The sequence below is a fragment of the Sanguibacter suaedae genome, from assembly GCF_016342785.1.
In the GTDB taxonomy this organism is placed as follows: Bacteria; Actinomycetota; Actinomycetes; order Actinomycetales; family Cellulomonadaceae; genus Sanguibacter; species Sanguibacter suaedae.
Genome location: NZ_JAEINH010000008.1, coordinates 123,616 through 150,074 on the forward strand (window position 1 = coordinate 123,616; position 26,459 = coordinate 150,074).

General features: G+C 71.6%; 22 protein-coding genes. 1 reads left to right on the forward strand and 21 read right to left on the reverse strand.

Translation table 11 applies throughout. The annotated features are described in order from the left end of the window. Nucleotide 1 precedes the first annotated feature (1 nt). The 12 genes from JAV76_RS10950 to rimP all read right to left on the reverse strand — a co-directional run bounded on the left by JAV76_RS10950 (nucleotide 2) and on the right by rimP (nucleotide 15,377). Entirely contained in the window at nucleotides 2–2,221 is a 2,220-nt protein-coding gene (locus JAV76_RS10950; RefSeq protein WP_198734089.1) for a polyribonucleotide nucleotidyltransferase, read from the reverse strand. A gap of 227 nt (nucleotides 2,222–2,448) precedes the next feature. Next, complete coding sequence (gene rpsO / locus JAV76_RS10955; protein WP_198734090.1) at nucleotides 2,449–2,718, reverse strand: 30S ribosomal protein S15; 270 nt, start codon at nucleotides 2,716–2,718, stop codon at nucleotides 2,449–2,451. A gap of 109 nt (nucleotides 2,719–2,827) precedes the next feature. Next, on the reverse strand, nucleotides 2,828–5,671 hold the full coding sequence (locus JAV76_RS10960) for a putative bifunctional diguanylate cyclase/phosphodiesterase (RefSeq protein WP_198734091.1): 2,844 nt from the start codon (nucleotides 5,669–5,671) through the stop codon (nucleotides 2,828–2,830). A gap of 72 nt (nucleotides 5,672–5,743) precedes the next feature. Then, nucleotides 5,744–7,255 (reverse strand): DUF6297 family protein, encoded by a 1,512-nt coding sequence (locus JAV76_RS10965; RefSeq protein ID WP_198734092.1) that lies wholly within the window; start codon nucleotides 7,253–7,255, stop codon nucleotides 5,744–5,746. Continuing rightward, nucleotides 7,252–7,929 carry an ABC transporter ATP-binding protein gene (locus JAV76_RS10970; RefSeq protein ID WP_198734093.1) on the reverse strand — a complete coding sequence of 226 codons (678 nt, stop codon included), beginning with the start codon at nucleotides 7,927–7,929 and terminating at the stop codon, nucleotides 7,252–7,254. Before JAV76_RS10970 ends, JAV76_RS10965 begins: the two co-directional genes overlap by 4 nt. Before the next feature lie 3 nt (nucleotides 7,930–7,932). After that, on the reverse strand, nucleotides 7,933–8,898 hold the full coding sequence (locus tag JAV76_RS10975; protein ID WP_198734094.1) for a bifunctional riboflavin kinase/FAD synthetase: 966 nt from the start codon (nucleotides 8,896–8,898) through the stop codon (nucleotides 7,933–7,935). A gap of 76 nt (nucleotides 8,899–8,974) precedes the next feature. Then, the gene (gene truB, locus JAV76_RS10980; RefSeq protein ID WP_198734095.1) at nucleotides 8,975–9,922 is read right to left on the reverse strand and encodes a tRNA pseudouridine(55) synthase TruB; all 948 of its coding nucleotides are present in this window, start codon (nucleotides 9,920–9,922) and stop codon (nucleotides 8,975–8,977) included. After that, nucleotides 9,919–10,368: a 30S ribosome-binding factor RbfA gene (gene rbfA / locus JAV76_RS10985; RefSeq protein ID WP_198734096.1), complete on the reverse strand. Its 450-nt coding sequence runs from the start codon at nucleotides 10,366–10,368 to the stop codon at nucleotides 9,919–9,921. The genes truB and rbfA overlap by 4 nt, the downstream gene beginning before the upstream one ends. Before the next feature lie 42 nt (nucleotides 10,369–10,410). After that, nucleotides 10,411–13,257, reverse strand: coding sequence for a translation initiation factor IF-2 (gene infB, locus JAV76_RS10990; protein ID WP_198734097.1), 2,847 nt, complete (start codon nucleotides 13,255–13,257; stop codon nucleotides 10,411–10,413). A 56-nt stretch (nucleotides 13,258–13,313) separates the two neighbouring features. Continuing rightward, complete coding sequence (locus JAV76_RS15135) at nucleotides 13,314–13,769, reverse strand: YlxR family protein (RefSeq protein WP_198734098.1); 456 nt, start codon at nucleotides 13,767–13,769, stop codon at nucleotides 13,314–13,316. Between the two features lie 8 nt (nucleotides 13,770–13,777). Next, on the reverse strand, nucleotides 13,778–14,842 hold the full coding sequence (gene nusA, locus JAV76_RS11000) for a transcription termination factor NusA (RefSeq protein ID WP_198734099.1): 1,065 nt from the start codon (nucleotides 14,840–14,842) through the stop codon (nucleotides 13,778–13,780). Nucleotide 14,843: 1 nt separating this feature from the next. Further along, nucleotides 14,844–15,377: a ribosome maturation factor RimP gene (rimP, locus tag JAV76_RS11005; protein WP_198734100.1), complete on the reverse strand. Its 534-nt coding sequence runs from the start codon at nucleotides 15,375–15,377 to the stop codon at nucleotides 14,844–14,846. 163 nt (nucleotides 15,378–15,540) lie between these two features. On the opposite strand from rimP, the gene JAV76_RS11010 reads away from it, so the two are divergent. After that, complete coding sequence (locus tag JAV76_RS11010; protein ID WP_198734101.1) at nucleotides 15,541–16,662, forward strand: DUF4439 domain-containing protein; 1,122 nt, start codon at nucleotides 15,541–15,543, stop codon at nucleotides 16,660–16,662. 68 nt (nucleotides 16,663–16,730) lie between these two features. Here JAV76_RS11010 and JAV76_RS11015 read toward each other — a convergent pair whose 3' ends face one another. From JAV76_RS11015 to frr, 9 genes are all read right to left on the reverse strand, one after another. Beyond that, on the reverse strand, nucleotides 16,731–18,506 hold the full coding sequence (locus JAV76_RS11015; RefSeq protein WP_198734102.1) for a proline--tRNA ligase: 1,776 nt from the start codon (nucleotides 18,504–18,506) through the stop codon (nucleotides 16,731–16,733). 62 nt (nucleotides 18,507–18,568) lie between these two features. Beyond that, nucleotides 18,569–19,456: a GNAT family N-acetyltransferase gene (locus JAV76_RS11020; RefSeq protein ID WP_198734103.1), complete on the reverse strand. Its 888-nt coding sequence runs from the start codon at nucleotides 19,454–19,456 to the stop codon at nucleotides 18,569–18,571. Between the two features lie 47 nt (nucleotides 19,457–19,503). After that, a complete protein-coding gene (ispG, locus tag JAV76_RS11025; RefSeq protein ID WP_198734136.1) occupies nucleotides 19,504–20,640 on the reverse strand; it encodes a flavodoxin-dependent (E)-4-hydroxy-3-methylbut-2-enyl-diphosphate synthase in 1,137 nt (378 codons plus the stop codon). A 102-nt stretch (nucleotides 20,641–20,742) separates the two neighbouring features. After that, complete coding sequence (locus JAV76_RS11030; RefSeq protein ID WP_198734104.1) at nucleotides 20,743–22,059, reverse strand: M50 family metallopeptidase; 1,317 nt, start codon at nucleotides 22,057–22,059, stop codon at nucleotides 20,743–20,745. Nucleotides 22,060–22,092: 33 nt separating this feature from the next. Next, complete coding sequence (gene dxr, locus JAV76_RS11035; protein WP_198734105.1) at nucleotides 22,093–23,286, reverse strand: 1-deoxy-D-xylulose-5-phosphate reductoisomerase; 1,194 nt, start codon at nucleotides 23,284–23,286, stop codon at nucleotides 22,093–22,095. Beyond that, the gene (locus JAV76_RS11040; protein ID WP_198734106.1) at nucleotides 23,276–23,827 is read right to left on the reverse strand and encodes a DivIVA domain-containing protein; all 552 of its coding nucleotides are present in this window, start codon (nucleotides 23,825–23,827) and stop codon (nucleotides 23,276–23,278) included. The genes dxr and JAV76_RS11040 overlap by 11 nt, the downstream gene beginning before the upstream one ends. After that, nucleotides 23,824–24,948: a dual-specificity RNA methyltransferase RlmN gene (gene rlmN, locus JAV76_RS11045; protein ID WP_198734107.1), complete on the reverse strand. Its 1,125-nt coding sequence runs from the start codon at nucleotides 24,946–24,948 to the stop codon at nucleotides 23,824–23,826. The genes JAV76_RS11040 and rlmN overlap by 4 nt, the downstream gene beginning before the upstream one ends. A 33-nt stretch (nucleotides 24,949–24,981) precedes the next feature. Then, nucleotides 24,982–25,836: a phosphatidate cytidylyltransferase gene (locus tag JAV76_RS11050; RefSeq protein ID WP_198734108.1), complete on the reverse strand. Its 855-nt coding sequence runs from the start codon at nucleotides 25,834–25,836 to the stop codon at nucleotides 24,982–24,984. Further along, nucleotides 25,836–26,393 (reverse strand): ribosome recycling factor, encoded by a 558-nt coding sequence (gene frr / locus JAV76_RS11055; RefSeq protein ID WP_198734109.1) that lies wholly within the window; start codon nucleotides 26,391–26,393, stop codon nucleotides 25,836–25,838. Before frr ends, JAV76_RS11050 begins: the two co-directional genes overlap by 1 nt. Between the last annotated feature and the right edge of the window lie 66 nt (nucleotides 26,394–26,459).

Genomic DNA, 26,459 nt, shown 5'->3' on the forward strand with positions numbered 1-26,459 from the left:
GTCAGGCGTCAGCCTGCTCTGCGCCCGCGTCGTCGGCGGACTCGTCGACCACGGCGTGCAGGGAGAGCTTCCCGCGGGGGTCGACCTCACCGATCTCGACCTGGACCTTCTGGCCGATACCGAGGACGTCCTCCACGTTCTCGACGCGCTTGCCGCCGACGAGCTTGCGGATCTGGCTGATGTGGAGCAGCCCGTCCTTGCCCGGGGACAGCGAGATGAAGGCGCCGAACGAGGTCGTCTTGACGACGGTCCCCACGAAGCGCTCCCCCACCTCGGGGACGTGCGGATTGGCGATCGCGTTGATCGCCGCGCGCGCGGCCTCCGCGGACGGTCCGTCGGTCGCGCCGATGTAGACGGTCCCGTCGTCCTCGATGGAGATGTCCGCGCCGGTCTCCTCCTGGATCTGGTTGATCATCTTGCCCTTCGGGCCGATGACCTCGCCGATCTTGTCCACGGGGACCTTCACGGCGATGACGCGAGGAGCGTTGGGGCTCATCTCGTCGGGCACGTCGATGGCCTCGTTGAGGACGTCGAGGATGGCGAACCGGGCGTCACGGGCCTGGGCCAGGGCGCCGCCGAGCACGGAGGCGGGGATGCCGTCGAGCTTGGTGTCGAGCTGGATGGCCGTGATGAACTCCCGAGTCCCTGCGACCTTGAAGTCCATGTCGCCGAGCGCGTCCTCCGCACCGAGGATGTCGGTGAGCGCGGCGTAGCGCGCCTCGCCACCGCTGAGGTCGGAGATCAGCCCCATCGCGATGCCGGCGACCGGCGCGCGCAGCGGGACGCCTGCGTTGAGGAGCGACAGGGTCGAGGCGCAGACGGAACCCATCGAGGTGGACCCGTTGGAGCCGAGCGCCTCGGAGACCTGACGGATCGCGTAGGGGAACTCCTCGCGGGTCGGGAGCACGGGCACGAGGGCACGCTCGGCGAGCGCTCCGTGGCCGATCTCACGACGCTTGGGGCTTCCCACCCGGCCGGTCTCGCCGGTCGAGTAGGGCGGGAAGTTGTAGTTGTGCATGTAGCGCTTGCGCGTCTCCGGGCCGAGCGAGTCGATCTGCTGCTCCATGCGGAGCATGTTCAGGGTGGTGATCCCCATGATCTGGGTCTCGCCACGCTCGAAGATCGCGGAACCGTGGACGCGGGGCACGACCTCGACCTCGGCGGAGAGCGTCCGGATGTCGGCGAGGCCGCGTCCGTCCATGCGCACGCCGTCGGTGAGCACGCGCTGACGCATGAGCTTCTTCGAGACCGCACGGAAGGCTGCGGACAGCTCCTTCTCACGTCCCTCGAAGTCGTCCTTGAGGGCGTCGACGGCGGCGGCCTTGATCTCGTCGAGGCGCGACTCACGAGCCTGCTTCTCGGCGATCGTCAGGGCCTGCCCGAGGTCCGCGGAGACCTTCGTCTCGACGGCCGCGTAGGCATCGTCCTGGTAGTCGAGGAAGACCGGGAAGTCCTGGACGGGCTTGGCGGCCTTCGCCGCGAGCTCGGCCTGTGCCTCGCAGAGCGCACGGAGGAACGGCTTGGCGGCCTCGAGGCCCTCGGCGACGACCTCCTCGGTGGGGGGCGCGACGCCCTCGTCCTTGATGAGGGTCCAGGCGTTGTCCGTCGCCTCGGCCTCGACCATCATGATCGCCACGTCGTCGCCCACCACGCGGCCGGAGACGACCATGTCGAAGACGGCGCGCTCCTTGTCGGAGTACTTCGGGAACGCGACCCACTGGCCGTCGATGAGCGCGATGCGCACGCCGGCGATGGGACCGGAGAAGGGCAGGCCGGAGAGCTGCGTCGAGAGGCTCGCCGCGTTGATGGCCAGCGTGTCGTACGCGTCGTCCGGGTGGATCGCGAGGACGGTGACGACGACCTGGACCTCGTTGCGGAGCCCCTTGACGAACGTCGGGCGCAGCGGGCGGTCGATGAGCCGGCACGCGAGGATGGCCTCGGTGCTGGGACGACCCTCACGACGGAAGAACGAGCCGGGGATGCGCCCGGCGGCGTACATGCGCTCCTCGACGTCGACCGTGAGGGGGAAGAAGTCGAACTGTTCCTTGGGGTGCTTGCCCGCGGTCGTGGCCGACAGGAGCATGGTCTCGCCGTCCAGGTAGGCGGCGGCGGAGCCGGCGGCCTGGCGTGCCAGGCGTCCGGTCTCGAAGCGGACGGTACGGGTGCCGAAGCGCCCGTTGTCGATGATCGCTTCGGTGAACTCGATCTCGGGACCCTCCATGGGTGCCCTCCATTTCTCGAAGGGTCCGCTCCGCACGACACCGGTCGGTCTTCGATCGAGGTCCACGGACGAGGGGGCCTGCGCTCGACGCGCGGCCGTTCCGTGAGCCACTACCGAGGACCGGACGAGGTGGGTCGGACCGGACCGGTGTGGGACTGGTGCTCAGTCGTTCCGGTGATACCGGACCAGCCCGGACCCATGACGGGTCCGGGCTGGTTCGCACGCTATCAGCGACGCAGGCCGAGGCGCTCGATCAGGCTGCGGTAGCGGTTGATGTCAACCTTCTGCAGGTAGCCGAGGAGACGGCGGCGCTGGCCGACGAGGAGGAGCAGACCACGACGGCTGTGGTGGTCGTGCTTGTGCTCCTTGAGGTGCTCGGTGAGGTCCTTGATGCGCTGGGTGAGCATCGCGATCTGGACCTCGGGCGAACCGGTGTCACCCTCGCTGGTCGCGAACTCGGTCATGATGCGCTGCTTCGTGGCAGTGTCGAGGGGCACGGCTCTCCTAGTGTGTCGTTGCGCGGCGCTCCGGGGCATTTCCACCCGAGCTCTATCTGTCCGCGGCCGTTCTGACGGCGAGACCAGTGTAGCAGCGTACGCCGGCGGCTCAGCGGACCGGACCGTCGCCCACCGGCGTCCCGGGTGCCGGCGCGGGGCGCCCGAGCAGGTATCCCTGGACCAGCACGCAGCCCACGTCGCGGAGCGCGGCGAGCTGCCCCTCCTCCTCCACCCCCTCGGCGATGACCTCGATGCCGAGCTCCTGTGCGAGGGACAGGACGGCGCGGACGACCGCGAGGGACGCCTCGTGCTGCGGCAGCCGCATGATGAAGCTCCGGTCGATCTTCACCTGGTCCACGGGCAGCGTCTGCAGCCATGCGAGCGTCGAGTAGCCCGTGCCGAAGTCGTCGAGCGCGATGCGCACCCCGAGCTTGCGGAGCTCCGCCATCCGCTCGATCACCCCGGGGAGGTCCACGAGGGACCTGCTCTCGACGACCTCGAGGTGCAGCTGGCCGGGGTCGAGCGCGTTGCGCGCGAGGTCGGACCGCACGGCGGGCACGAGCCGCGGGTCGACGAGCGTCGCGCTGGCCAGGTTCACCGCGACGCGCATCGGCTCGCCCGGGGGGCGGTGCCACCGGGCGAGCTCGTCGCACGCGGCCGCGAGCGCCCAGAGGTCCAGCTCCGTCACGAGCCCCGCCTCCTCCGCCAGGGGCAGGAACGCACCGGGCGCGAGGAGTCCCAGGCGCGGGTGCTCCCAGCGCAGGAGAGCCTCTGCCCCCACGACGACGGGCGGACCGTCGGCAGAGACGTCGACGACCGGCTGGAAGAACAGGCGCAGCTCGCCGGCCCCCGCTGCCCGCCCGAGCTCGGACTCGAACGACGGTGCGACGCGCCGGGCCAGCGACTCCCCCGCGACGGCGACCTGGTTGCGCCCGGACTGCTTGGCGACGTACATCGCCGAGTCGGCGGACTTCAGGAGCCGGTCCCCCCGTCCGTCGGGACCTGTGTGGATCGCGACGCCCATGCTCGCGGTGATGCGGACCTCGCGCCCGTCGAGCCTGAACGGTTCGTCGAGGGCGTCGACGAGCCGTGTGGCGACGGCGTAGGGCTGGCGCTCGTCCTCGACGCCGTCGAGGAGGACCGCGAACTCGTCCCCTCCGAGCCTGCCCACGAGGTCGCCGGGCCTCAGCTCGCCCCGGAGTCGTGCGCTCACCTGGCGCAGCAGCTCGTCGCCCGCCGCGTGCCCGAGGCCGTCGTTGATGTGCTTGAAGCGGTCGAGGTCGCAGAAGAGGACCGCCGTGCTGCGGCCGCTCTCGGAAGCGCGCAGCACCTCGTCGAGCCGGCGCGCGAACAGCACCCTGTTGGGGAGGCCGGTGAGCGCGTCGTGCTGGGACTGGTGGCGGACGGTGGCGAGCAGGCGTGCGTTCTGCAGCGCGGTGGCACCCTGGTCGCTCACACCTGCGATGCGGGCGAGCGCCTCTGCATGACGGGGGGTCCCGCCGACGGACGTCGTGAATCCCGCGGTGGCGACGCCGAGGAGCTCGTCGCCGGCGAGGAGCGGCACGACGATGACGCTCCTCGAGCCGGTCGACGCGAGGACGCGCGCGAGGACCGGGCTCGCCGTGAGCGCGTCGACGAGCACCGGGTCGCGCCGCCGGAGGATCGCGAGGAGCTCGGGGACCTCCTCGGAACGGAAGGTCGCGGTCGAGAGCAGGTCCCGCTGCTCCTGGGTGTGCCCCGCGGACGCGACGGGTCGCAGCGCGCCGTCCGACGGGTCCCAGAGCATGACGGTGGCGGCACGGCACCCGACGATCTTGGGGATGCTCGTGGCGAGGACGTCTGCGACGGCGGTCGGCTCGGACACCGTCGAGAGGTCGTGGGCGAGGGAGAGGAGGTCCTCGGTGCGCTCCTGCTCGCGCCGGCTGCCCTCGAGCGCCGTGAGCAGGTCGAGGGCCGCTGCGCCGTGCCGGGCGTAGGCCTCGAGCAGCGCGCGCGTGTCGTCCGTCAGGCGCCGTCCGGCCGACTCGAGAGCGACGAGTCGCCCGTAGGTCCTGCGCGGGGACGAGACGTCGACGACGACGGCCCCCGGCCCGGGGTCGGCCCCCTCGAGGAGGGCGAGAGCGAGCGCCTCCGCGCGATCCTGGGGCACGCCGCGGCTGCGGACCACCGCGTCGGTGCCGTCCGTCGGGTCGAGGGCGAGCACGTAGCCGAGGTCGCCCGCGACCGTCCCGGCGTGCTCGACGATCCCGTCGAGCACGGACTCGACGTCGGGGCTCGCCACGAGGTCGGAGGCCGCGAGCTGGAGCTCCTGCATCTGCAGGCGCAGCGCCACGAGCCGGGACTCGAGATCTCGGACCCTGCGACCCCACAGGGGCGTGCGCCGCTCCTGCCACGCGACCTCGTAGCGGCACAGTCCTCGTGCCGCCGTCCCGCACCCGGAGTGGTCCACGTGCGCGGGCGGCAGGCCCCAGAGGAGCGGGATCGCCGAGAAGAGCCCCTGGGCGTACTCGCAGTCGAGGTGCGAGGGGGTGTACCCCTCGTGGAGCTGGAAGCTGAAGACGGCCGACGTCCGGGTGACCTCGAGGAGGGACAGCGTCGACGTCGTCGAGAAGTGCTTGGTGACCGACGGCAGGCGCTTGTAGACCTCGCGCGGCGTCCCGAACCCACGGAGGATCGGCAGGAGCGGGAGCGCGACCGCGTTCTTGAACGACTCCGCCCCGACCTCGAACATCACCCGGTCGTGACCGACGACTGCCGTCGCGGCCTCGAAGAGCCTGATGCGGGTGTCGTACCCGACCCAGTGCGTGGGGTCCTCGAGCTGGGGCACCGTCCACGGCACCCGGGCGCGCTCGAGGAGGTCCGCGACGCCGGCGTCGCCCGTGCGCTCACGCACGTACTGCAGCAACAGCTTGGTCGTGATTCCGGACGTCTCGCGGGGGTCGTTGAAGGCCATCGTGCCACCCCTATCGGCAGCGACCTGGTGATCGTGAGGACTCCCGTCGCAGGTCGGGACGGCACTCTCGGGTCAGCGGGCTGCGCTGCGCCCGGCCACCACGACGGCGCCGCCGGCGAGGAGCACCTGTACGACGACGAGACCCCACGTCGGGGCACCTGTGACGAGCGCCACCGCGGACGGGAGGCTGCACAGGACAGCGAGATCGGGGCCGCGCAGGAGCGTGGAGACCGCGCTGCTCGACACAGCGCCGAAGGGCGTCGCGAGCAACGGGGACGACCAGTCCGGCAGCGGCCGGTAGGCGCCGCGGACCGCGGCGGCCCCGAACGCGACGGATGCGGAACCGGTCAGGAGGACCCATGCGGCGTCGCCGACGACGTGCGCGGACAGCATGATCGAGACGGCGAGCGTGGCGGTCAGCCCCGGTACGACGCACCGGGCTCGTCGGGTGGCCCGCGACCCGAGCGGGAGGACCGCGTCGAGGGCGGGGACGACGACGGCGGTCCGCGCCCCCCGCGCCCCGACCGCTGCGGCACAGAGCCCGACGGTCACGAGCACGACGGCGAGCCCGGGCCCACCCCCGAGGACGGGGACCTGCTGCGCGACCAGCCCGGCGCACCCCGCGGCGACCGTCCGTGCAAGCGCTCCGGGATCGCGCAGCAGGTCGACCCCCTCGGAGGCGACGACCGCCGTCCGCGGTCCCCGCACCGCGCTGAAGGACGTCGCGGACCGCCGCGACCCCGAGCGCTCGCGGGACATCGCCCGTCCGAGCTCTCGGGTGTCGAGCGACAGCGTCGCGCCCGAGGCATGACCGACGGACGCAGAGGCGGACGTGAGGGTCGCCGCGCCCACCCTGCCCAGCCTGCTCGCCCAGAGCGCGAGGAGCCCGGCACAGACCACCGCGCCCACCGTGAGCGCGGGCCAGGCCGCGTCGGTCCACCACGCGGCGTCGTCCACCCCCATCATCGTCCGGGGAGCCAGGAGCAGGAGGACCGCGCCGACGGCGGGCACCGCACCGACGAGGACCTCGGTGGCGGTGAGCAGGCCCCCGGGGACGCGGCCCCCGACCTGGAGGAGCCCCGCGAGGGACACGGTGACCGACCCGACCTCGGCACCGGTCACCAGCGCGACCAGGACGCTCGTTGTGGTCACCACGTCGAGCGTCGTGGCCACGACCACCACCGTCGCCACAGCGCAGACCACCGTCGCGACGAGAGCCGCACGCAGGCACGCCGGCACGAGGACACCGCGACGACGGACCGGCAGGGGCAGCCACCACTGCGCGACGTGCGGCGGGACGCTCACGGGACCGAGCCGGAGAGCGGCCCACCCGGTGAGCGTGGCGAGGGACGCGACCAGGACGGTGCGCACGAGCCCGGAGGCGAAAGGCTGCCCCTCGGTCGCGGCGGTGAGGAGAGCGTCGCGCACCGCACCCGCGACACCGAGCAGGAGCACCGCCGCGAGGGCGACGCAGACCGCGGCGTAGGTCACGTCCGTGAGGATCTCGCCGACCGTACGTCGGGGCCCGGCTGCTCCGGCGCGCAGCTCCCGGCGGAGCGACCGGACGTCCACGGCGCCGGTCACCCTCGGTCCCCTGCGAGCCGGTCGGCGGCGTCCTGCGCGTGGACGACGACGCACCGGTCGCCGACGACGAGCACCGGCGCCCCGACCTCGCGCAGGAGGACGGGGTCGTGCGTGGCGAGGAGCACGGCCGTCCCTCGGGCCTGCTCGTCGCGGATCATCGTCGCGAGCGCGCGGCGCATGTCGCCGTCGAGGCGCTGCTCCGGCTCGTCGAGCACCATGAGCTCGCGGGGACGCGCGAACGCCGCGGCGAGCAGGAGCCTGCGTCGCTGCCCGGACGACAGCGACGCCGGGTACCTCGACCCGGCGTCGAGGATCCCGAACCGGTCGAGGAGGTCGTCGACGACGCCCTCGGGGCCGGGCGTCGCGTGGCCGCGGGCGACGAGGAGGAGATGTTCGCGCGCCGTCACCCCGGGGATGAACGCCTCGGTGTCCAGGACGGAGGCGACGGCGGCACGGAACCACGCCTCACGCTCGTCGACGGCGCGACCCAGCACCTCGACGCGACCTCCCACCGGTTCGAGGAGACCGAGGACGGTCCGCAGGAGCGTCGACTTGCCCGCACCGTTGTCGCCGACGACGCTCAGGACGTCACCCCGCTCGAGCGCGACGTCGACCGGGCCGCACGCCGGAGAACGGTCGTGACCGACGACGAGGCCATGCGTCCGCAGGACCATCCGTCAGCGTCCGAGGAGGATGGCCCTGGCCCGGGCGACGTCGGCGTCCATCTGCACAATCAGGGGGTCGAGCCCGTCGAAGCGCACCGTGGGTCGGAGGTGCTCGACGAGCTCGAGGACGACGGTCTCCCCGTAGAGGTCGAGGTCGGTGCGGTCGAGGACGTAGGCCTCGACACGACGCTGGACCCCGTCGAACGTCGGGTTGGTCCCGATGGAGATCGCGGCGGGCAGGACGCCGTCCGGGGTGTCCGGACGGGTCGTGAGGAGGTCGGGGCGACGCAACCAGCCTGCGTACACGCCGTCGGCAGGGACGAGACCCTCGGCGTCCTGGGAGAGGTTGGCCGTGGGGAAACCGAGCTCCCGGCCGCGCGCATCGCCGTGCACGACCTCCCCCCGCAGCGTGTGGGAACGGCCCAGGACCGCGGCAGCCCCGGCCACGTCCCCCTCGAGGAGGAGCTCACGGACGACCGTCGACGACCAGCGGGCCCCCTGGGTCTCGCCGACGTCGTCGACGACGTCGACGTCGAACCCGTGCACCTCGCCCAGCGCGACCATCGCGTCGAGGTCCCCTGCGTTGTCCCGCCCGAAGCGGACGTCCCGTCCCACGACGACCGTGGTGGCGTGGAGACCCTCGACGAGGCAGGAGACGACGAACTCCTCGGGTGTCTGCCGGGCGAAGCCGAGCGTGTACTCGAGGAGGAGCACGGCGTCGACGCCGTGCCGGGCCAGGAGATCGAGGCGCTGCTCGGTGCCGCAGATCAGCGGTGGGGCCTCGTCGGGCCTGTGCACCTGCGCCGGGTGCGGGTCGAACGTCACCGCGACCGCTCGGGCGCCCGTGCCGCGGGCACGGCCGACGATGCGCGCGAGGACCTCCGCGTGACCGCGGTGCACGCCGTCGAAGCTGCCGATCGTGACGACCGTCGGGCCGTAACCGTCCGGGACCTCGTCGAGGCGTCTCCAGCGCTGCACACCTGCTCCTGCCGTTGAATGGGGCGGTGACACCGCCTCGGGTCCTAGGGTGCCACGGAAGGGCACCGGGGGACGCTCAGCCCGCGGGTGCGAACACGAGCACCGGTCGGGCGTGCCGTCCGTCGTCCTCGAGGAGGGCGATGAGCCTGCCGTCGGGAGAGATTCCGGCGACGGTCCCCGAGCCTGGCTCGCGCGCCCCCGTGAGTCGTCTGCCGTGGCCGAGGTCACGCACCTCGTCGTCCGTGAGGTCCCGGGTGTCGAAGGTCGCGCGGGCCGCGTCCGCGAGCGGGAGGACGGTGATGCTGCCGTCGCTGTCCACCTGCGCTGCGAGCTCCTCGAGGGTCGACGCCCTCCCGAGCGTGTGGTTGCCGACCCGGGTCCGTCGCAGCATGGTCAGGTGGCCTCCGCACCCGAGCCCCGCACCGAGGTCTCTCGCGAGCGCGCGGACGTAGGTCCCGGAGGAGCACACGACGGTGGCGTCGACGTCGATCACCGCGAGCCCGTCGACGACGGTCCGCCGCACCGACGTCACGTCGAATCGCGGGACGCGCACGGGTCGCGCCTCGAGCGCGACGTCCTCGCCGGCCCGGACCCGTGCGTACGACCGCTTGCCGTCCACCTTGATGGCGCTCACGGAGCTCGGGACCTGAAGGATGTCGCCGGTGAGCCGCCGAACGCCCTCGTCGAGCAGGACGTCCGTGACGCGATCCGCGCCGAGGCTCTCGAGGACGTCGCCCTGGGCGTCGTCCGTGGTCGTCGAGAGACCCAGGCGGATCGTGGTGACGTACTCCTTGTCGACGCCCACCAGGTAGGTGAGCAGCTTGGTGGCACGCCCGACGCCCACCACCAGCACGCCCGTCGCCATCGGGTCGAGCGTGCCCGCGTGACCGACCTTGCGGGTGGCGGCGAGCCGACGCATCCTGCCGACGACGTCGTGGCTGGTCCACCCCTCGGGCTTGTCGACGATCACGAGCCCGTCCGGGGCCGCCGGGCGTCTCGGCGCGTCGGTGGTGGGGCCTGTCATGCGTCGGAGGCGCCGGCCTCGTCCTGTGCGCCGGGCTTCCTGTACGGGTCCTCGTCGCCCGCGTACCGCGCGGTGGCGCGGAGCTCGGCGAGCTCCTTGTCGCGGCGTGCCGCCTCGAGGAGCGCTGCGTCGAACTGCGCGGCGTTCTCGGGGACGGAGTCGAGGTGGAACTCGAGGGTCGGGGTGAGACGGATCCCCGTCTGCTTGCCCACCTCGGAACGGATGAGCCCCTTGGCGCTCTCGAGCGCTGCGGCGGAGCCGGCCCGCGCCTCCTCGTCGCCGAGGACCGTGTAGAACACGGAGGCGTTCTGGAGGTCACCGGTGACCCGGACGTCGGTGACGGTGACGAAGCCGAGACGCGGGTCCTTGATACGGGTGTCGATCATCGACGCGACGATGACCTGGATGCGCTCGGCGAGCTTGCGCGCCCTCGGGTGGTCGACCATGGCGGTGCCTCTCTGTCTGGTGGGCCGTGCCGCGGTACTACCTCAGCTGCGCGGCTTCTCGCGCATCTCGAACGTCTCGATGACGTCGTCGACGCGGAGATCGTTGAACGACCCCAGGCCGATGCCGCACTCGTAGCCCTCGCGGACCTCGGTGGCGTCGTCCTTGAACCGCTTGAGGGACTCGACCGAGAGGTTGTCCTCGATGACGGTCCCGTTGCGCAGGACGCGGGCCTTCGTGTTGCGGCGGATCGTGCCGGAGCGCACGAGGCAACCGGCGATGTTCCCGAACTTCGAGGAACGGAAGACCTCGCGGACCTCCGCGGTGCCGAGCTGGGCTTCCTCGTACTCGGGCTTGAGCATGCCCTTGAGAGCAGCCTCGACGTCGTCGATCGCCTGGTAGATGACCGAGTAGAACTTGATGTCGACGCCCTCGCGGTCCGCGAGCTCCGCGACACGCTCCCCCGTCTTGACGTTGAACCCGATGATCACGGCGTTGTCGACCGTGGCGAGGTTGACGTCGTTCTGGGTGATCGCACCCACACCGCGGTGGATGACGCGCAGGTCGACCTCGTCGCCCACGTCGATCTTGAGCAGCGCGTCCTCGAGGGCCTCGACCGCACCGGAGACGTCGCCCTTGAGGACGAGGTTGAGGGTCTCGACCTTGCCCTGCTGGAGAGCCTGGGTGAAGTCCTCGAGGCTGATGCGCTTGCGACGCTTCGCGAGGAGCGCTGCACGCTCCGCCGCCTCGCGCTTCTCGGCGATCTGCCGTGCGGTCCGGTCGTCGGGAGCGACGAGGAACGTGTCGCCTGCCCGCGGGACGGAGGTGAGACCGAGGACCATGACGGGCCGCGCCGGGGTGGCCTCCTCGACGGGCTCGCCGTGCTCGTCGAACATCGCACGGACTCGCCCGTAGGCCGTTCCGGCGACGATCGAGTCGCCGACCTGGAGGGTTCCCGACTGGACGAGGATGGTCGCGACGGCGCCGCGGCCCTTGTCGAGGTTCGCCTCGATGGCGACACCACGGGCGTCCTTGTCGGGGTTCGCCCGGAGGTCCAGAGCAGCGTCCGCTGTGAGGAGCACGGCCTCGATGAGGTCGTCGATGCCGGTACGGCGGAGCGCGGAGATGTTCACGAACATCGTCTCGCCCCCGTACTCCTCGGCGACGAGGTTGTACTCGGTGAGCTGCTGCTTGATCTTGTCCGGGTTGGCGCCTTCCTTGTCGACCTTGTTCACCGCGACCACGATCGGCACGTTGGCCGCCTGGGCGTGGTTGAGCGCCTCGATCGTCTGGGGCATCACGCCGTCGTCCGCCGCCACCACGAGGATCGCGATGTCGGTGACCTGCGCACCACGGGCACGCATGGCGGTGAACGCCTCGTGACCGGGGGTGTCGATGAACGTCAGCGCACGGTCGACGCCCTCGTGCTCGTGGTGCACCTGGTAGGCACCGATGTGCTGCGTGATCCCGCCGGCCTCGCCCGCGACGACGTCCGCCGAGCGGATGGCGTCGAGGAGCTTGGTCTTTCCGTGGTCGACGTGACCCATGACGGTGACGACGGGAGGACGAGCAGCGAGCTCCTCGTCGCCCTCGTCGGCGAGCTCGGCCTCGAGGTCGATGTCGAAGCCCCCGAGCAGCTCGCGGTCCTCCTCCTCGGCCGAGACCATCTCGATGACGTAGCCCAGCTCGACGGCGAGGGTCCCGAAGGTGTCCTCGTCGAGCGACTGCGTCGCGGTCGCCATCTCACCGAGGTGGAAGAGGACCGTGACGAGGCTCGCGGGGTTCGCGTCGATCTTGTCGGCGAAGTCGTTGAGGGACGAGCCGTGACGCAGGCGCACGACGGTCTTGCCGTTCCCGCGGGGCACCTGCACGCCACCCAGCGAGGGAGCCTGCATCTGCTCGAACTCCTGGCGCTTCGCGCGCTTCGACTTCCGCCCACGGACGGGTCGGCCACCGGCGCGACCGAACGCACCCTGGGTGCTGCCGCGACCGGCGCCTCCACGGCCGCCACCGCCGGGACGCCCGGCGAAGCCGCCTCCTGCAGGGGCGCCACCGGGACCGCCGGGGCCACCACCAGGGCGACCCTGGTAGCCACCACGACCGCCGGCAGCACCACCACCAGGTCGGCCTCCCCCGGGTGCCGGGCGCTCGCCCGGTCGGCCCACCGACGACTTCCCGGGCATCATGCCGGGGTTGGGGCGCGGGGCTCCTGGACGAGGGGCTCCTGGACGAGGGCCACCGGTGCGCTCGCCGCTGGTCGCGGCAGAGGCGGCCGGGTTCGCGTTGTCGCGCTCCGTCCGCTCCGCGCGCTCGGGCCGCTGCCCCGGACGGGGCATGCCCTGGCTCGTCGCGAACGGGTTGTTGCCCGGGCGAGGGGCGCCCGGGCGGGGCATCCCCTGGCTCGTCGCGAAGGGGTTGTTGCCAGGACGGGGCGCTGGGCCTCCCTGGCTGCGGCCGGGCCGTGCCGACTCCGCAGCAGGACGTTCCGCAGCGGGCTTGGGGCCGGGCGTCGCCGGAGCAGCAGGCTTCTCGGCAGCCTTCTCCGTGCTGGGCGCCTCGGGCGTAGCAGCCGGCGCGGCCGGAGCCGGCGCGGCGGGTGCCGCAGCGGGCTTCGCAGGAGCCGGTGCCGGCGTCGTGTCGGCCGGGGCCTGCTCGGCAGGAGCAGCAGGCTGCGCGGGGCGAGGTGCTGCGGGCTTCCGGGGAGCGGGCGCGGGCGCCGCCGCCTCGGGCTGCTGGGCCGGGAAGGTGTCCCGGAGCTTGCGGACCACCGGGGGTTCGATGGTCGATGATGCTGAACGGACGAACTCACCGAGCTCGGTGAGCTTCGTCATGATGGTCTTGCTCTCCACCCCGAGCTCTTTTGCCAGCTCGTAGACGCGGACCTTTGCCACAACTCTCCTGTCTTGGTCCACCCAAGGCAGGGAGGACCGTCGTTAGTACCGGGAACTCATCGGTGAGTACTCATCGGGTGCCCATCGGCGTCTGACCCGCTTCCTTGTCGACGTGTCGTGCCCATGCGGGGCTCGGACCCCAGCATGTCGATGATCCCCCCGGTCGCCACGCTCCCCTGGACGCGGAGCGCTCTCGCGAAGGCCTTGCGCCGGAGAGCGATCTCACCGCACCGCACGTTGGGGTGCAGCCACGCTCCACGGCCCGGGGACGTCCGACGAGGATCGGCGACGACGACGGGAACCCCGTCGACCACGCCGTCCCCCGAGAGGACGAACCGGATCATCTTCGCCTGTGCGTCCCGAGCTCTGCACCCTACGCAGGTCCGCGTCGGACCCGCGCCCCCTCGACCGGTGTCGAGGGGCTCGCCGTCCGTCGCGGATGAGCGCGGCGGCACAGAAGATTCACGGGTTCGGGACCCAGGCTCAGCCAGTCTAGCGCGCTCCTCGCCCATCCGTGACCTCAATCCTCGGTGGACCCGCCCTGCGAACCGTCCGGCTCGCCCCCGCCGTCCGACCGGATGTCGATCCGCCAGCCCGTGAGCTTCGCGGCGAGACGGGCGTTCTGCCCCTCCTTGCCGATCGCCAACGAGAGCTGGAAGTCCGGCACCACCACACGCGCCGCACGCGCCTCCTCGTCGACCACGGTCACCGAGGTGACGTTCGCCGGGGAGAGCGCGCTGGCCACGAGACGGGCCGGGTCGTCGCTGTAGTCGACGATGTCGATCTTCTCGCCGTGGAGCTCGGCCATGACAGCCCTCACACGCTGCCCCATGGGACCGATGCACGCTCCCTTGGCGTTGAGTCCCGAGACCCGCGCGCGCACCGCCATCTTGCTCCGGTGACCGGCCTCACGGGCGATGGCCATGATCTCCACGGACCCGTCCGCGACCTCGGGGACCTCGAGCTCGAAGAGCTTCCGCACGAGGTTGGGGTGGGTGCGGCTGAGCGAGATCGACGGGCCCTTCATCCCCCGCGACACGTCCAGGACGTACGCGCGGAGCCTCTCGCCGTGCACGTACCGCTCCGTGGGGACCTGCTCGTGCGCCCCCAGGACGGCCTCCGTGCCACCGACGTCGACGAGGACGACCCGCGGGTCGTGGCCCTGCTGGATGACTCCCGCGATCACCTCGCCCTCCTTGTCGCGGAACTGCCCGAGGACCTGGTCGTCCTCCGCGTCACGCAGCCGCTGGAGGATCACCTGCCGCGCGGTGGACGTCGCGATCCGCCCGAAGTTGCTGGGGGTGTCGTCGAACTCCGGCCCGAGCGTCCGGGTCCGGGTGACCGTGGGGGTATCGTCGTCCGCACCGTCCTCGGCCGGCACCACCATCTCGTCGTCGATGTCCTCCCTCGCCCAGACCGTCACGTGACCAGACTTGCGGTCCACCTCGACGCGGGCCGTCCTGTGCGCGTCCGGGGTCCGCTGGTATGCCAGCGCCAGCGCCTGCTCGATCGCGGAGACGAGGACGTCGAGGCTGATGTCCTTCTCCCGCTCGAGAAGCCTCAGCGCGCTCATGTCGATGTCCATCTCAGCCCTCACCATCCGTCCGGCCGGACGTGCCCGGCTCGTCCACGTCCACGAAGGCGTCGTCGTCGAGGGACGCCGCACGCTTGAGCTCGACCTCGACGGTCCCGCGGACCACGTCACCGAGAGCGAGCGTCCGGCCGCCCTCGTCGAAGACGAGGTCGTCGCCCACGACCCCGGTGAGCCGTCCGGTGTACGTCCCGCCTTCGCGGAGCTCGACGACCACCATCCTGGTGCGAGCTCGCTTGAAGTGCCGCAGCTCCGTCAACGGTCGACCGGTCCCGGGCGACGACACCTCCAGGGTGTACGCCCCAGCGACGGTCCCCTGCTCGTCCAGGGTGTCCGACACGAGCCGCGAGACCTCCGCGACCTGCTCCAGACCCACCGCACCCGTCGCGTCCTCGTTGAGGTCCACGACGACGCGGACCACCGACCTGGCGCCCGCTCGGGCCACCTTCACGTCGTCGAGAACAAGCCCTGCTCGCTCGACGCACGGGCGGACCGCGTCCGCCACCTGCTCCGCGGTCGTTGCCGCCATCCTTACGCTCCCGTCCCGGTCCACAGCCCACCGGGCATGGATCAGGCCGGTGTTCTGTTGTTCTCGCCCAAGCGTACCGAGTGGATCAGGTGCTGCAGTACCGGGGCACGTCACGGCGGCCACGGCGCCACGGCGTCGCAGGCGCGTGGCATCATCAGGGGCGATGAACACCGCCCGCGCACAGAGCCCCACGACCGCTCCGCGACCCGGCCCCCGCGACCGCCTCCGCCGGACCCTCGCCCTGGCGCTCACCGCCATGGTCGTCACCGGCTGCGGGATCCGTCTGGACAGCCCGGCGCCGCTCGCGCTCGTCCCCGACGCCGACGAGATCTCGCGCCAGGCCACGGTCGCCGACGTCGTCGCCGTGCAGGAGGCGGCCGAGGAGGCCCTCGAGGGGGTCGAGGCGGGTTCCGCGTCCGCCGTTTCGCTCGACCAGGTCGTCCAGTTCGCGGAGCTGCACATCGAGGCGCTCGGAGGCGTGTACGTCTCGGGTCTCGAGGAGAGCGTCGACGGGACGACGACCGCGACCCTCGCCCCGGACAGCGGCACGCCCCTCGACCCGGACGCGGCGAACGACGCCCTCGAGCTCGACGCGAGCCCGACGGAGGGCCCCGAGGCGGAGGAGGAGCCCGACGAACCGGCGACGGCCGCGACCGTCGTCGACCTGCTCGCGCAGTCGTCGGCTCGAGCACGCGGGTCGTTGTCGACGCCCGTCGACGGGCGTCTCGCCCGGCTCTACGCGTCGATCGCGGTGTCACAGCTCGAGAGCGCACGCGACCTGGCAGGTGCCTCCGGCACGGAGTTCTCCGTGCCGGAGAGCTTCACGACCTCGGCGCCGGCCTCCCTGCCGGGGAACCTCTCGACGGCGGACCTCACCACCACCGTCCGCAGCGAGGACGCCGCCGGGTACGCCTTGGAGGTCATCACCGCGAAGCTGCCCGCCGAGGCCCGGGCAGGGACGGCCGAACGGGCAGCCGTCCACCGCGAGCACGCCCAGGCCTGGGCCGAGCTCGCGGGGTTCGACGGGACGCCGACCGACCCGCGGGCCGTCGCCTACGACCTCGGCTCCCTCGGCGGCGACCCGCCCCTCTCGGACTCCGCTGCCATGATCACCGGAGCGTCCGACCTCGAGGCCACGCTCGCGGTGACGTACGCGACGTTCACCGGGACCGTCGAACCCGAGAGCCGGGCTCCGATGCTGGACCTGCTCGCGGACGCCCACCGCAGCGCGCGCGCGTGGGGCGCCCCCCTCGTGGCCTTCCCGGGGATGCCCGAGCAGCTCTGACGTCGCGAGAGCACTGCGCACCCGCCGGGGCATCGCGGACGGCGGCGCCCCGGCGGGTGCTGAGAGCGTCAGAGCTGCTCGACGAGCTCGCTGATGTGGTCGACCGCGTCGACGATCGCGACCTCGGCCGTCTCGCCCCCGGCCCGCGGACGTACCTCGACGAGACCGTCGACCACACCGCGACCGACGACCACGACGAGCGGGACACCGAGGAGCTCGGCGTCGGCGAACTTCGCTCCGGGGGCGACCTTGGGTCGGTCGTCGAAGAGCACCTCCATGCCACGCAGCGACAGGGCGGAGGCCAGCGACTCGGCGGCCTCGAAGACGGCCGGGTCCTTGCCCGTCGCGACCACGTGCACGTGCGCCGGGGCGACCTGCACCGGCCAGGCGAGACCCTTGTCGTCGTGGTTCGCCTCGGCGATGGCCGCGAGGGCGCGGGTGACACCGATGCCGTAGGACCCCATGGTCACGGTCACCTGCTTGCCGTTGACGTCGAGGACCTTCAGGCCGAGGGCCTCCGCGTACTTGCGCCCCAGCTGGAAGATGTGCCCGATCTCGATGCCGCGTGCGAGCTCGAGAGGACCGGAACCGTCGGGCGCGGGGTCCCCGGCGCGCACCTCGGCGGCCTCGATGGTCCCGTCGCCGACGAAGTCGCGGCCGGCGACGAGGTCGAACACGTGCCGACCGGCGACGTCCGCTCCGGTGATCCACCGGGTTCCCTCGACCACCCTGGGGTCGAGCAGGTAGCGGACCGCCTTCTCGTCACCCGTGTTGGCACGCCCCAGGACACCGGGACCGATGTACCCCTTGACGAGCTCCGGCCGCGTCCTGAGGTCCGCCTCGGTCGCCGGCTCCGCCACGGAGGGCGTCAGCGCCGCCTCGAGCCGCTTGAGGTCGACCTCCCGGTCCCCCGGCAGCCCTACCGCGACGATCTCCCGCTCCCCGTCCGGGTGCGTCACCGCGAGGACGACGTTCTTCAGCGTGTCGGCCGCGGTCCACGGGACGCCGTCCGCGCGCGGGTGCGTCTCGTTGGCGAAGGCGACGAGCGTGTCGATGGTCGGCGTGTCGGGCGTGTCCTCGACGTGCGCGGCAGGCGCGTCGGCGTGGTCGACGACGTCCGGGACGGGTGTCACGACGGCCTCGACGTTCGCGGCGTAGCCGCCCGGGGACCGGACGAACGTGTCCTCGCCGATCGAGGCCGGGCTGAGGAACTCCTCGCTCCGCGACCCACCCATAGCCCCGGACGTGGCGGCCACGATGACGTAGTCGAGGCCGAGCCGCTGGAAGATCCGCTCGTAGGCGTCCCTCTGCCGCTGGTAGGACAGCTCGAGACCGTCCTCGTCGACGTCGAACGAGTAGGCGTCCTTCATGACGAACTCGCGCCCTCGGATCAGTCCCGCCCGGGGCCGGGCCTCGTCGCGGTACTTGGTCTGGACCTGGAACAGCGTCACCGGCAGGTCCTTGTACGACCCGTAGAGGTCCTTGACGAGGAGCGTGAACATCTCCTCGTGGGTGGGGGCGAGGAGGTAGTCCGCGTCCTTGCGGTCCTTGAGGCGGAAGAGGTTGGGCCCGTACTCCGTCCACCGGTGGGTCGCCTCGTACGGCTCGCGGGGCAGGAGCGCCGGGAAGTGCACCTCCTGGGCGCCCGCGGACTGCATCTCCTCGCGGACGACGGCCTCGACCTTGGCCAGCACCCGGAGCCCCAGCGGGAGCCACGTGTAGATCCCGGGGGCGGCGCGGCGGATGTACCCGGCGCGCAGGAGAAGACGATGGCTGGCGACCTCGGCGTCGGCCGGGTTCTCCCGGAGGGTGCGCACGAAGAGCGTGGAAAGACGAAGCAGCATGGACTGAGCGTAGTCGTTACCGGCCCGTTCCTAGGTCCCGGAGCACGCGCGCGCCGGGTGCGTCAGAAGAGGACCGTCGCGAAGGTCCCGACCTGCTGGAAGCCCACCCGGCGGTAGGTCGCCAGAGCGGGCAGGTTGTAGCTGTTCACGTAGAGCGAGACGACGGGCGCCACGTCCGACCGGGTCGCCGCGACGACCGCGGCCATCCCGGCCTCGGAGTACCCGCGACCGCGGCTGGCAGGATCGACCCAGACCCCCTGGACCTGCGCGACCGCGCCCGAGACAGCACCGAGCTCGGCCTTGAAGACGATCTCCCCGGGGCCGGCGGGCGGTGCGGTCCGGACGAAGGAGCGACGCTCCGTGATGAGGGTCCTGATGCGCTCGGAGTACGCGGCGGCCGACAACGTGATGGGCGAGTACCCGACCTCCTCGACGAACATCTTCACGCACGCGGGCAGCAGCGAGGGGAAGTCGTCCTGCGTGGAGTACCGGACCTCGGGGTCCGGTTCGACGGAGGGCGGCCCGTCGATCGTCATCGACGGCTGCTCGGCGCGCACCTCCCGGGCGGGCGACCACTCGTCCTCCAGAGACCGCCACAGCCCCAGCACCGCGGACGCGGGGCCGACGATCGACGAGCAGCGTCGACCGTTGGACCGTGCCATCGCCGCGAAGGCAGCCACGGCCTCGGGGTCTCCGTCGGCCACCACCGGCACGAGGTTGGCCCCGGACCAGCACACCGCCTCGAGCGGCCCATGCCCGGGGAAGCCCCACGCAGACCCGCCGCTGCGGGCCAGGCCCTGGACCACCGCGTCCTCGAGGCGCGCGGTCGCGAGGACCGATCCGACGGGGTCGCGCCCGCAGACGGCGAGGGCCTCCGGGAGGTCGGCGTCGCCGAGGACCCGCACCCGGTCAGGTGCGGGTGCCGGCAGACGGGATGCTCCGAAGGTCATGACAGGACTCCGGCAGCACGCGGTCCCACGACTGACGCCACGGGAGGTCAGCTCACCGTGACCACCGGCGAGCCCTCGCCGTCGGCCGGCCGCTCCATCGTCTCCGCGATCCGCATGGCCTCCTCGATGAGGGTCTCCACGATGAGCGCCTCCGGAACGGTCTTCACGACCTCACCCTTGACGAAGATCTGCCCCTTGCCGTTGCCCGAGGCGACGCCGAGGTCGGCCTCACGGGCCTCCCCCGGTCCGTTGACGACGCACCCCATGACAGCGACGCGCAGCGGCACCTCCATACCCTCGAGGCCCGCGGTGACGCGCTCGGCGAGCGTGTACACGTCCACCTGGGCCCGGCCGCACGACGGGCACGAGACGATCTCGAGCTTGCGCGGGCGGAGGTTGAGCGACTGGAGGATCTGGATCCCGACCTTGACCTCCTCGACGGGCGGCGCCGAGAGCGAGACGCGGATCGTGTCACCGATGCCCTTGGAGAGCAGCGCACCGAACGCCGTCGCCGACTTGATGGTTCCCTGGAACGCCGGTCCGGCCTCGGTCACCCCGAGGTGCAGCGGCCAGTCGCCCCGTTCCGAGAGCATCTCGTACGCGCGCACCATGACCACGGGGTCGTTGTGCTTGACCGAGATCTTGAAGTCGTGGAATCCGTGCTCCTCGAAGAGGGACGCCTCCCAGACGGCGGACTCCACGAGAGCCTCGGGGGTCGCCTTGCCGTACTTGGCCAGCAGCCGGGGATCGAGCGAGCCTGCGTTGACGCCGATCCGGATGGACACCCCGGCGTCGCTCGCCGCCCGGGCGATCTCCTTGACCTGGTCGTCGAACTTGCGGATGTTGCCGGGGTTCACCCGGACGGCCGCACAGCCCGCGTCGATGGCCGCGAAGACGTACTTGGGCTGGAAGTGGATGTCGGCGATCACAGGGATCTGGGACTTCTGGGCGATCGCCGGCAGGGCGAGGGCGTCGTCCTGGCTGGGCACCGCGACACGCACGATGTCGCACCCTGACGCGGTCAGCTCCGCGATCTGCTGCAGCGTCGCGTTGATGTCGGTGGTGGGCGTCGTCGTCATCGACTGGACGCTCACGGGCGCGTCACCGCCGACGTCGACCTTGCCGACCTTGATCTTGCGGGTCTTGCGACGGGGCGCCAGCACGGGCGCGGGGGCTTCGGGCATACCGAGACTGATAGGAGCGCTCACCGTCCAAGTATCCCCCCTCCGGGACTCGTCCTCATCCCCCGTGACGGCACCCGCGCGAGGTCTTCACACCTTCACGGCTCACATCAGCCGCACCGGCTTGACGATGTCCGCGTAGATGAGGAGCGCCCCCATCGCTGCGAGCACCACGAAGACCCCGTAGGCCAACGGCATCATGCGAGCCGTGTCGGCCGGCGACGGGCGTGGGAGACCGCGCGCCCGCGCGATGGACCGGCGCGAACCTTCGTAGAGGGCACCGACGACGTGACCGCCGTCGAGCGGGAGGAGCGGGATCATGTTGAACCCGAAGAGCGCCACGTTGAGGCCGGCCAGCAGCATGAGGAGGTCGGCCGCCATGAGGTCCGTGCCGTACCCGTCGATCTCCGCGGAGGTGATCTCCCCCGCGAACCTGCCGACACCGACGACGCCGACGATCGACGTCTCGTCGCGCTCTGCGTCACCGAAGGCCGCCTCGGCGACGTCGGCCATCCGCTGCGGGAGGGTCGCGATCGCCACGGCGGTCGCCTCGAGACGTTCCCCGATCATGCCGGGGACCACCGTGATCGACTGCGGCTGGAGCTCCTGGGTCGGTCCGATCCCGAGGTAGCCGATCTGTCGGGTCCGGGGCTCGCCGTCGGGCCCGACGACCACGACGCCGGTGCCGTCGAGCACCGGACGGTCGGTGACGACAGGGGTCACGACGCTCTCGACAGCATCGCCACCGCGGTCCACGACGACATCCGTCGGTCGACCACCCGACAGGCTGATGAGCGTCGCGAGCTCGTCCCACGAGCCGACACGCTCACCGTCGAACTCGACGATCGTGTCACCGGGCAGCAGCCCGGCGGCAGCGGCGGGTGCCGCCTCGTCCGAGTCGGTGCAGGTGGCACCCTCGGGCGCGTCGAGCGGGAGCACGCACTGCGCGACGGTCCCGAGCGTCGTCGTGGGCCCGAGCGTCCCGAAGCCGACGACGACGACGGACACGAGGACCACCGCGATGACGAGGTTGACCAGCGGTCCGCCGAGCATGACGACGAGCTTCTTGGGTGCGGAGAGGTTGTAGAAGGCACGGTGCTCCTCCCCCGGGTGGATCTCCTCCGCGCTCGCGTCCCGCGCGGACTGCACGAGCTCGGCGACGCGACCGGCCCTGCGCTCCTTCCGAGGGTCGCCGGGTGGGTACATCCCCACGAGCCTGACGTACCCGCCGAGCGGGATCGCCTTGATCCCGTACTCCGTCTCACCGCGGGTCCGGGACCACAGCGTCGGGCCGAACCCGACCATGTACTGGCTGACCCGGACCCCGAACCGCTTCGCGGGGACCATGTGCCCCAGCTCGTGCAGGCCGATGGACACGAGCACACCGACGACCATGACGAGGACGCCGACGAGGTACGACATGAGAGTTCTCCTGGCTGTGCGGGACGGACCCGGTCAACGACGGGCGAGGATGTCGCGGGTACGCGCGCGCGCCCACTCCTCCGCGGAGATCACGGCCGGGAGCGTCAGCGTACCCGTCGTCGCCGAGTGCTCGCCGAGGACGCGCTCGACCGTCTCGACGATGTCGAGGAAACCGATCCGGCCGGCGAGGAAGGCCTCGACGCACTCCTCGTTCGCGGCGTTGAGGACCGCCGGGTAGGTCGCACCCGACCGTGCGACCTGCCTCGCGAGCCGCACGGCACCGAAGAGCTCCTCGTCGAGGGGCTCGAACGTCCAGGCCGTCGGGCCGTCCCACGCGCACGGTGCAGCGACACCCTCGAGGCGGTCCGGCCACCCCAGGCCCAGCGCGATCGGCAGGCGCATGTCGGGGGGCGAGGCCTGCGCGATCGTCGACCCGTCGACGAACTCCACCATGGAGTGGACGACCGACTGCGGATGCACCACCACCGTGATGTCGTCGACGGGGACGTCGAACAGCAGGTGTGCCTCGATGAGCTCGAGCCCCTTGTTCATGAGGGACGCCGAGTTGATGGTCACCACCGGGCCCATCGACCATGTCGGGTGCGCCAGGGCCTGCTCCGGACCGACCGTCTTCACGTCATCCCTGGCCCAGCCTCGGAACGGCCCGCCCGACGCGGTGAGGATCAATCGCCGCACCTCGGGGCGCGCCCCGGACCGCAAGCACTGGGCCATCGCCGAGTGCTCCGAGTCCACCGGGACGATCTGGTCCGGACGGCGGACGGCGGCCTTCACGACAGGCCCGCCGACGACGAGGGACTCCTTGTTCGCGAGGGCGAGGGTGGACCCGGCAGCGAGAGCGGCGAGCGTCGGGCCGAGCCCGACGGACCCGGTGATCCCGTTGAGGACGACGTCCGCGCCGAGTCCCGCGACCTCGGTCGCGGCCTCGGGACCGGTGAGGACCTCGATGTGTCTCGATGTCGACCGCGAGCCCGCAGGGGCGTCGTCCAGGCGCGCCCGGAGCTCCTCCGCTCGCGCCTCGTCCGCGACGGCCACGACCTCGACGCCGAGCTCCACGGCCTGCGCGGCGAGGAGACCCACGTCCGATCCGCCCGCGCTCAGGGCACGGACCCGGAACCGGTCAGGATGGCGACGCACGACGTCGATCGCCTGCGTGCCGATGGACCCGGTCGAGCCGAGGAGGACGAGGTCACGTCGTTCACTCGACACCGAGGAGGACCTCCACGGCGCGGGCGAAGAACGCGTCGACCGGCGCCTCCGCGTACCCGTCGCGCCCCTTGCGGGCCCGGAACACCGCGCCGCGGACCTCGGCGGCGGACAGCGCCTCGGTCCGGTCGAAGTACGCCACGAGGCGGTCGCACAGGTCGTCGACGTCGTCCTTGTCGTAACCCTGCTGCCCGCGCGCTGCGCTGTCGAAACGCTCTCCGTCCGGCCGCCCGAGGCGCCCGTAGAGGGAACGGGCCTTCTCGGCGAGCTCCTCCATCCACGCCGCCTGACCACGTGTGAGCACGCACTCGTGGCGCTGGCGTGCCACGAACGCTCCCTCGAGCCGGTCGAGGGCAGCGTCCACCTCGTGGGTGACGTACCCGCCGCGCCGCAGGTCGAACGAGCACGCCTGGATGTCGCGGCTCGTCAAGGGCTCGGTCGTCGTCCCCTCGTACACCTCGCGGGCATGGTGGAAGAAGTCGTCCACCTCGTCCTTGTCGTAACCCAGCCGGAAACGGGAGACCGACTCGAACACCTTCGTCACTCCTCCTCCTCGGCGGCGAGCTGTCCGCACGCGCCGTCGATGTCGCTGCCCCTCGTGTCCCGGATCGTGGTCGGGATGCCGTGCCCGCGCAGGCGGGCCACGAACTCGTCCTCGACGGCCGGGTCGCTCGCCGTCCAGATGGACCCCGGGGTGGGGTTCAGGGGGATGGGGTTCACGTGCACCCAGCCCTGGCCGCGCGCCGTGAGCTTCTCCCCGAGGAGGTCGGCGCGCCACGCGTGGTCGTTCATGTCACGGATCAGCGCGTACTCGATGCTCACGCGCCGCCCGGTGACCTCGAAGTAGCGCCGGGCGGAGTCGAGGACCTCGTCGACCGACCACCGGGTGTTCACGGGGACGAGCTCGCTGCGGAGCTCGTCGTCGGGGGCGTGGAGCGACAGCGCGAGGGTGAGAGGGAGGTCCTCCTTGGCGAGCTTGTCCATCGCAGGCACCAGCCCCACCGTGGAGACCGTGACGTTGCGCGCGGACATGCCGAGGCCGTCCGGCGTCGCGGCGACGACCTGCCGGACCGTCGCCATGACGGCCTTGTAGTTGGCGAGCGGCTCCCCCATGCCCATGAACACGAGGTTGTTGAGACGGGTCGGTCCCCCGGGCACGTCCCCGTCGGCGAGCGACCGTGCGGCCGAGCGGACCTGCTCCACGATCTCGGCGGTGGACAGGTTCCGTGTGAGCCCGAGCTGCCCGGTGGCGCAGAACGGGCAGGCCATGCCGCAGCCCGCCTGGCTGGAGACGCACAGCGTCGACCTGTTGGGGTACCGCATGAGGACGGACTCGACCTTGGCGCCGTCGAAGAGCTTCCACAGGGTCTTGACCGTCGTGCCGCCGTCGGCCTGCATGACACGGGCGGGCACGAGGAGCTCGGGGAACAGCTCTGCGACGAGACCCTCACGCGTCGCCCGGGGAAGGTCCGTCATCGCGTCGGCGTCGCTCGTGAGGTGCGTGTAGTAGTGCGTCGCCAGCTGCTTCGCCCGGAAGGGCTTCTCTCCGAGGTCGGCGACCGCCTGGAGCCGTTCGTCGGGTGCCATGTCGGCGAAGTGACGGGGCGGCTTGCCCCGTCGGGGGGCCGTCATCGTGAGGGTCAACGGCGTCGATCGTCCAGCCATGGTCACAGTCCAGTCAGTTGCGGTGTCAGGGCGTCATGCCGGGATGTCGGGGGCGACCGACAGGAGGAGGTAGACGAACGGTGCCGTGAGGAGCATCGAGTCCAGCCGGTCGAGCACACCCCCGTGGCCGGGGAGCAGGGAGCCCATGTCCTTCAATTCTAGGTCCCGCTTCACCAGCGACTCCGCGAGGTCCCCGAGGGTCGCGGTCAGGGGCGAGAGGAAACCCAGGGTGATCCCGATGACCGGGTTGATCTCCAGCACGAGGACCGAGACGACGACGCCGACGGCCAGAGCGAGCACGAAGGACCCGCCGAGGCCCTCCCAGCTCTTCTTGGGACTCACCGACGGGGCGAGCGGATGCCTTCCGAAGAGGACGCCCGCGAAGTACCCGCCGACGTCGCTCGCGACCGCGAGGAGGATGAAGATGAGCACCTGCTCCCGGCCGTTGTCCTCACGGAGCATGAGCATCACGAAACCGGCCATGAGCGGCAGGTACGAGGCGGCGAACACTCCCGCCGACGCGTCCCGGACGGCTGCGATCCCGCCGCCGTCGACGACGCGCCAGACCACCATCCCTGCGACGGTGAGCACGAACGACACCATGAGCGCCTCGGCGCCGGCCGTGTAGGTCGAGATGAGCATCCCGGCGGTGCCGACCCACAACGGGAGGAGCGGGAGGTGCACGTCGCGCCGGCGCAGCGCCCTCGACAGCTCCCAGAGCGCCGCGCCGATGGCGAGCACGGCGAAGCCGATGAAGACCTCCTTGCGGAAGTACAACGATCCGCCGACCGCCGCGAGGAGAGCGAGACCGACGAGGATCGCGACCGGAAGGTTGCGACCAGCACGCGGCTCGCCTGGGGCCTGCCCGGCCAGGGCTGAGTCCGTCATCAGACCTCGAGCAGCTCTGCTTCCTTGTGCGACAGGAGCACGTCGACGGCGTCGACGTGGCGCTTGGTGATCGCCTCGAGCTCCTTCTCCGCACGTGCCCCCTCGTCCTCGCCGGACTCGCCGTCCTTGACGAGCCGGTCGAGGGCCTCCTTCGCCTTACGACGCACCCCACGGATGGAGACGCGGGCGTCCTCGGCCTTGGTGCGGGCGAGCTTGACGTACTCCTTGCGACGGTCCTCGGTGAGCACGGGCAGCACGATCCGGATGACGTTGCCGTCGTTGGACGGGTTCACCCCGAGGTCCGAGTCCCGCAGGGCACGCTCGATGGCGGGGAGGGCGCTCTTGTCGAACGGCGAGACGAGGATGGTCCGCGCCTCGGGGGTGTTGAAGGACGCGAGCTGCTGGAGCGGCGTGGGCGCCCCGTAGTACTCCACGACGATCTTGGAGAACATGGCGGGGTTCGCCCGCCCGGTCCGGATCGTCGCGAAGTCGTCCTTGGCGACCTCGATCGCCTTGTCCATCTTGTCCTCGGCCTCGAGGAGCGTCTCGTCGATCACCGTGTTCTCCTTCGTACGGTTGGCCGCCGCACGATCAGCGCGGGGCGGTGGCTCTGGCGGGCTGCG